General features: G+C 26.4%; 11 protein-coding genes. All 11 read left to right on the forward strand.

Going from position 1 to position 6,768, the window contains the following annotated elements:
• Window positions 1-73 precede the first annotated feature (73 nt).
• The gene (locus Q4E08_RS11035) at window positions 74-772 is read left to right on the forward strand and encodes a hypothetical protein (protein ID WP_303130949.1); all 699 of its coding nucleotides are present in this window, start codon (window positions 74-76) and stop codon (window positions 770-772) included.
• A gap of 63 nt (window positions 773-835) precedes the next feature.
• Window positions 836-988, forward strand: a complete 153-nt coding sequence (locus tag Q4E08_RS11040) for a hypothetical protein (protein WP_303130950.1) — start codon at window positions 836-838, stop codon at window positions 986-988.
• Window positions 989-1,140: 152 nt separating this feature from the next.
• On the forward strand, window positions 1,141-1,266 hold the full coding sequence (locus Q4E08_RS11045; RefSeq protein WP_303130951.1) for a hypothetical protein: 126 nt from the start codon (window positions 1,141-1,143) through the stop codon (window positions 1,264-1,266).
• Window positions 1,267-1,288: 22 nt separating this feature from the next.
• Window positions 1,289-2,404, forward strand: a complete 1,116-nt coding sequence (locus tag Q4E08_RS11050) for a hypothetical protein (RefSeq protein ID WP_303130952.1) — start codon at window positions 1,289-1,291, stop codon at window positions 2,402-2,404.
• Between the two features lie 17 nt (window positions 2,405-2,421).
• The gene (locus Q4E08_RS11055; RefSeq protein ID WP_303130954.1) at window positions 2,422-2,673 is read left to right on the forward strand and encodes a hypothetical protein; all 252 of its coding nucleotides are present in this window, start codon (window positions 2,422-2,424) and stop codon (window positions 2,671-2,673) included.
• Window positions 2,674-2,880: 207 nt separating this feature from the next.
• On the forward strand, window positions 2,881-3,123 hold the full coding sequence (locus Q4E08_RS11060; protein WP_303130956.1) for a hypothetical protein: 243 nt from the start codon (window positions 2,881-2,883) through the stop codon (window positions 3,121-3,123).
• A gap of 1 nt (window position 3,124) precedes the next feature.
• The gene (locus Q4E08_RS11065; protein ID WP_303130957.1) at window positions 3,125-3,562 is read left to right on the forward strand and encodes a hypothetical protein; all 438 of its coding nucleotides are present in this window, start codon (window positions 3,125-3,127) and stop codon (window positions 3,560-3,562) included.
• A gap of 34 nt (window positions 3,563-3,596) precedes the next feature.
• Window positions 3,597-3,737: a hypothetical protein gene (locus Q4E08_RS11070; protein ID WP_303130958.1), complete on the forward strand. Its 141-nt coding sequence runs from the start codon at window positions 3,597-3,599 to the stop codon at window positions 3,735-3,737.
• Between the two features lie 78 nt (window positions 3,738-3,815).
• Window positions 3,816-5,396 (forward strand): hypothetical protein, encoded by a 1,581-nt coding sequence (locus Q4E08_RS11075; RefSeq protein WP_303130959.1) that lies wholly within the window; start codon window positions 3,816-3,818, stop codon window positions 5,394-5,396.
• The gene (locus tag Q4E08_RS11080; RefSeq protein ID WP_303130960.1) at window positions 5,393-5,641 is read left to right on the forward strand and encodes a hypothetical protein; all 249 of its coding nucleotides are present in this window, start codon (window positions 5,393-5,395) and stop codon (window positions 5,639-5,641) included. The genes Q4E08_RS11075 and Q4E08_RS11080 overlap by 4 nt, the downstream gene beginning before the upstream one ends.
• A gap of 435 nt (window positions 5,642-6,076) precedes the next feature.
• Window positions 6,077-6,768, forward strand: a 692-nt coding sequence (locus tag Q4E08_RS11085; protein ID WP_303130962.1) for a hypothetical protein, incomplete at its 3' end; no start/stop codon positions are given.

Raw genomic sequence — 6,768 nt, forward strand, 5'->3', positions numbered from 1 at the left:
ATTTTAGAATTTTCTTTACATATTAATTGTTGTTCTGCTTACTTCTTGCAAAGCTAAAAAAGAGGTGTTAATTGTGAAAATATTTGAATTTTTGAAATGGAAAAATATCGATATATACAGAGCATTTAAAAATAGACATGAAGAGAAAATACATTTATACGGTATTTTTGGATTCTTCGGACTTCCAGGTTTTGGTAAAACTATGGCTATGAGTGAAGAACTTTTGAGATTAAGAGAGAAATATGGGGATAGAATTTATATATTTACTAATTATGGGTTTAAATTTGAAGATGCACCATTCACACATTGGAAGATGCTTTTGGAAGAGTATGACAAACCGTGCGTTTTCGCATGGGATGAGGTGCAGAATGAATTTAATTCTAGGGATTATAGTAATTTTCCTGTTGAGTTATTAACCCTTCTTACTCAAAATAGAAAAGGTCATGGAAAGAGAATCTATTATACTGCTCAAAAGTATAATCGTGTTGATAAAGTATTTAGAGAACTTAGTTTTTTGGTTGGGGAATGTAAAACTTTAATGGGGCGTTATACTAGAGTTAGATGGTTTGATACTGAAGACTATGAAATGCTTTTAAGCACTCCTGACGTTAATAAAAGAATTAAAATAAAACCACGTAAAAAATATTCTTTTATACAAAGTGATTTTATAAGAGATTCGTATGATTCTTATAAAATGCTTGAAACTGCTAAGAATAGAGATTATATTAATAAAAGAGATATAAAGATAGAAGAAGTTCAAAGAATTTTATGATGTATATACAAAATGTATATACATTTTTTTTAATCTATGGTATACTATTCATGAGGTGATTAAATGTTTGTTAGAGATATAAAAGATAAAATTATTAATATTAGAGTTACGCAAACGCAAAAGGAAGCTTTAGAAGAACTTGCAAAGAGTAAAGGTTATAAAAATATTAGTGCTATGACCATGAAATTATGGGAAAAAGAATTTAATAAAAAATAGATAGTTTTCTTCTATCTTTATATTTTAAAAAAGGAGATGTTTTATTTGAATTTTAAATTTATGCTTAAATTTATTTTTTTAATTTTATTTTTGTTTTTTATAATTTTTATTTCTTGTTCTTTTGTTATTGAAGTTTTAAGGAGAGTGTTTTTATGATTGTTTTAAAAATGGCTGAAATGATGAGAGATAATTTGTATCTTTTTATTTTATGTGGTGTTGGATGTATTTTTAATTTGATTATTTTATTTCTTATATTTTTTGATAGTTTTGATTTTTGATTTTTTTTAAGGGGGTGAAATTTTGAGTTTTATTAGTCCTGTCGCCCAACTTGATTATGGCGACACAACTGACACAAAAAATGAAAAGCAAAATATTAACTATAGTCGAACTGACGGTAAGGTTATTATTAGAGGTGAAAATGTTATATTTCAATTTTTTTCTAGTCCTAGATTTAGAAAACCTAGTCGTGAACGTCTGATTTTTGATAGTGAAGAAGATAAAAAACATCATATAGCAAGTTTACTTGCTAAAAAGTATTTAGATTTTAATTTAGATAATGACGGTAATATTATGTATGATATGGACGAATATCAAGAGTGTTTACAGTATGCTTCTTCTATTATTGAAAGTAATAAGAAAAAAAATAGAGAAAATTCTATAAGGAGAAGTAAAAATAAAGTTATAGAATATGCTATGTGTAATCCACAATTGAAATATTTTCTTACTTTGACTTATAGGGAAAATATGTGTGATTATGATGTTGCTTATAATGATTTTAGAAGATTTAGAAATAGAATTAATATGATGATGAAAAGAAAGTTTGGTAAAAAATTTGAGTTTGTATGTATTTTTGAACGCCAAAAGCGTGGTGCTTGGCATATGCATATGCTTTGTAATTTAGATTATAAAGATTTTTGTGATTTTGAAGTTTGTGAATGGAATGTTGGAATTGGTAAATGTTCTAAAAAAACTGATGATAGAAAAAAAGTTGAAAATATTTTAAATTCTATCATATGGGATAAAGGTTTTATTGATTATAGAGAATTGTATGATAGTCAAGGTTCTGCTTTTTATATAAGTAAGTATATGACTAAGGAAACTGATTTGTTGCAGCAAGAAGATAAAGTAAAGAAGAGATATTTGGTAAGTGTTGGATTAAAAAAAGAGATAGTTAAAGAATTTAGTATAGATAGTGATGATTTGTGTGTAGAAAATGAAAAAAAAATAACGCCGTGTGAGGCGTTTAATCTTTTAGATAGTTTAAAAAAACAAACAGAGAATTTTGATAGCTCTGATAATTATTATTATTTTTCTGAAAGTTTATATGATGATTATATATCACCTGTTGAGAAAGTGCAAGGTGTTAATAGGAAGGTTAAAGAGATTAAATTTTATAAGAATGTTAATTTTAAATGATTTTTGGGGGTTTTGTTATGAATTATGAGTTACTTTTAAGAGATAAATTAATGAGAAAGATAAATTTTCAAATTTGGAAAATGAATGTTTTAAAAGAATATGAAGATATTTCTATTGTTATAGATAGCTCTTTGAGAGAAGTTTTTTTAAATAATGTTGATTATTATTTTTCTGAAATAAAAAAACAAGTTTCTTATTCTTATATTGATTATGAAATTTTTAACGATTTGGCATTGAGATGTATTTTGCTTATAAAATTCTTTTATTAATTTTGTAATTATTAACAGTTATTCTTGTTGATGTTTTTTATGTTTTTAATTTTTATGTATGTTTTTTGAAAATTTTATAATAATGTTTTAATTTAGAAAATTTTTCTTGAACTTTGTTAACATAATGTATATACTTTATGTAAGCACTAAAATTTTTTGATATTTATAATTTTGTTTTTTATTTAAAAAAAGTTGGAGGTATTTATTATGTTAAATTTTGAAAGAGAAGTTATTATCACTGGTATTGAGAGAAAGACTAATACTGAAAAGGGTACTAGTTATATTCTTATTCATGTGCTAGGAGATGAAGGGGTTACTGTATCTCCTATTTATAAGGGTGATGAAAACAAGGTATTTGATGTTAAAAAAATGGAAAAGTATCATTGTTCTTTTAGTTTTGTAAGTGGTAAATTCCCTCGTTTAGAAATTTTAGATATTAAAGTAAAATAGTATGAATGATGAATTAATTAACCAATTTATTCAGAATCAATTGAAACTTATTGATTTACAGACTAAAGAACTTGATGAACTTAAAACTGTTAATAGTAATTTAGATAGTCTTAAAAAGTCTATTATTGTTACTCCTGAACAAAAAAAAGAGTTGGATAAAAGGGAATCCGACTTGCAAAAACAGACAGAAAAACGCTTTTCTGATTTGAAAGAGTTAATTAGTTCTCTTGATAACAAAAAAGAAATTGCGACTTTAGATACTGATATACAGAGTTTAAATTCTAATGTTACGACTAGTTTTAATACTGTGCATGAAGGGTTTAGCACTTTAAAGTTTAATACACAATATAATAATAATCTTAGTTATTTTTTTATAGTTTGTATAGGATTAGTATTTTTAATTTTTGTTTTCTATAAATTTTTAAAGAAATTTATATAAATATATATTAAATTTAAAAAGGAGATGATTTTTTATGTTAACTGCGGAAATGTTAGCACCAATTACAACTGCTGTTACTTCAAACTTAACTACTTTATTACCTATAGGAATAGGTATAATGGGTACTATGATTGGGGTATCTTTAATACCTAGAATAGTATACAAGTTCTTATAATAAATATTATGCCGACTTTATTAGGGGGGGAATGGCTTTTATGCCTTCCCCCCTTGTCGGCTTTATTGGGGGTGTATTATGTTACAGAAAATAAAGAAAAGTTATTTTTTTAGTGATAGATTTTTTTCTTTAGTTTTAGTTTTTTTTGTTTCTTTTTCGATTTTTTCTTGTAGTTTTGGTGTTAAAAAGAAAGTTGTTAAAGCTAATCCTATTGTCGGAATTTTTGAAAGTGAATTAGCTCCAATAATAGTTAATATATTAAGTAGTTTTGGTATTGTTGTATCAATTCCAACTGCTCAAGACTTTTTAAATGAAGAAAAAGAATTTCAAGAACAATTGCAAATGGAATATCAAAAAAAATTAGATTTTAGCATAGAAAATAAAAAGGCTCTTGCACAAATGGGAATACAAGCTATTAAACAAGGTTATTATGTTAGTAAAGAATTTTGTCAAAGTGTTCTTGATAAGTGGGAGGATTATCGACTAAAAAAGAATCTTACTACTAAAGTTTCTACTTGTTCTATTGAATCTATGAGTGGTATAACTTCTAAAATTGATGATGATTCAAAAACTTATAATAATTTTATTAATTCTTTATTAGCTCCTTTTAATGGTGTTGTTATTACTGGTTCTTCTTTTACTCTTTATTATCATGATATGTTTAAAAATAGGAATAGATGGGCTGAAATTGATACTTTTCATAGTTATACTGATTATGAAGCTTGTATGTTTGGTTCTCCTTTGAAATGTTGTTATCGAATTATTCACAATAATTTACATAATGGGGTTTATTTTGATTTTAATGGTCGTATTTTTTCTTTTTCTTGTAGGGTAACAAATGGTTTAAAAATAACTTGGGGTAGTTATGAGAGTAAAGTATCTGCTAATAAACAAGTTATTGATAATACTTTAAATCCTGTTAATGAGAAAAATCAAGGGATTGTTATAAGTCCTCAAAATGTTGAGGCAGTTGGAAAAGTTCTTAATCCAACTATACCTGATGTTAAAGATTCTCAAATTACTGTAGATGTTCCTATAAGTGATGTTGCTGCTACTTCTCCAAAAGTTGTTAATGGTTCTGATGTTGGTGCTTTACCGTGGCAAATGGGGGGGGATAGTATTCCAGTAGATAAGCCAGTTGATAATGTTGGTGATAGTATATGGGATAAAATATTAGAATTTTTAAAGAAAATTTTAATTCCTAGTGATAACTTTTTTATAGATGAATTTAAGGCTTTAGAAGGAGAGCTTAATGGTAAATTCAATGGTAATGGTCTGGATTATATATCTGATTTTAAAAATAATAGTAAACCTGTAGATCCTAAATTTATTTATACTTTTACTATAATGGGTACTACTGTTACTTTAGATTTTAGTTTTATAACTCGTATTGTTCCCCTTTGCCATGTCGTTTTCGGTGGGTTAACTCTTTTATTTTTAGCTTGGTATCATTATAAAAATGTTTTACTTTTAATTAGAGGAATAAGTCCTGTTGAAGGTGGAAACTTTACTGGTAATAGTAGCGGTGGTGGAATAGACTTTAAGGCTATGGGTGATTCTGCTCCTAGTTCTCCAGTTTTAAGTGATTTTATTTCTACTTCTAAAGGTAATAGTAACTATTCTACTACTAATAAATATAGTGGGGGTGGCTCAAAATGATAGTTGAGTTAATGTTTAAACCTTTGTTTTTGTTTTTGAGTTTTCTAGTTGGTTTAGTTCCTTCTTATTCTGCTTTTAATGGCAGCGTTATACAAGAGTTTTATAAATTAGTTGGGTATGGTCTTTATTTTTGTGGCTCTACTAATTTTATACTTGTTTTAGGTAGTGTTGTAATGTGGAGTGGAATTCAGTTGGCTTGGGCAATTATAGAATGGATTTATAAAAAAATCCCTGGCGTTTCTTAGAATAATTTTAATAGTGTAAAGGATAATTTATAAAAGTTTTTTGTAATGTAATGTAGAAAAAGTTTTTTAAATTACTTGCTTAGTCCTTTATACGTTGTATATAAATATGCTTGTTTTTAAGTAGAACAACTATTAATTATAATCTTATAAGTATTTGTTTTATTTTATTTTAGAATTTTCTTTACATATTAATTGTTGTTCTGCTTACTTCTTGCAAAGCTTTAAAAGGGGGGTAGTTTTTGTTTAATTCTTTTATTAAATTTTTAGATAAGTATATAATTTTTACTAATTTTAAGATTCCTTATTTATTTCTTGGTTTTGGTGGTCTGCTTGTTATGTCTAAAGTTTTTATTTATTTGGGTTGTTTTTTAATTATTTTAAGTTTTCCAATATTTTTTGTTTATTTTTTTTATTATTTGTGGAGGTTTTATAAATATGAAGATAATTAATTTTGTTAAGTGGAAGAGTATCGATATATATAGAGCATTTAAAAATAGACATGAAGAAAAAATACATTTGTATGGGATATTTGGGTATTTTGGATTGCCTGGTTATGGGAAGACTATGGCTATGTCGGAAGAACTTTTAAGGTTAAGAGAAAAATATCAGGATAGGATTTATATATTTACTAACTATGGATTTAAATTTGAAGATGCTCCCTTTACTCATTGGAAAATGCTTTTAAAAGAATACGATAAACCATGTGTTTTTGCATGGGATGAAGTGCAAAATGAGTTTAATTCTAGGGATTATAGTAATTTCCCTGTAGAACTTCTTACGCTTTTAACACAAAATAGAAAAGGGCATGGGAAAAGGATATACTATACTGCACAGAAGTATAATCGTGTAGATAAGGTATTTAGAGAACTTAGCTTTCTAGTTGGAGAATGTAAAACGCTCATGGGTAGATATACCCGTGTACGTTGGTTTGATACAGAAGATTATGAAATGTTATTGAGTACTCCAGATGTTAATAAGCGTATTAAAATAAAGCCTAGAAGAAAATATTCTTTCATACAGAGTGATTTTATAAGGAATTCATACGATTCTTATAAAATGCTTGAAACTGCTACTAATAGGGATTATATTAATAAAAGAGACATAAAGATAGAAGAAGTTCAGAGAAT

Origin of the sequence: Clostridium sp. (genome assembly GCF_030532265.1) — a bacterium.
In the GTDB taxonomy this organism is placed as follows: Bacteria; Bacillota; Clostridia; order Clostridiales; family Clostridiaceae; genus Clostridium.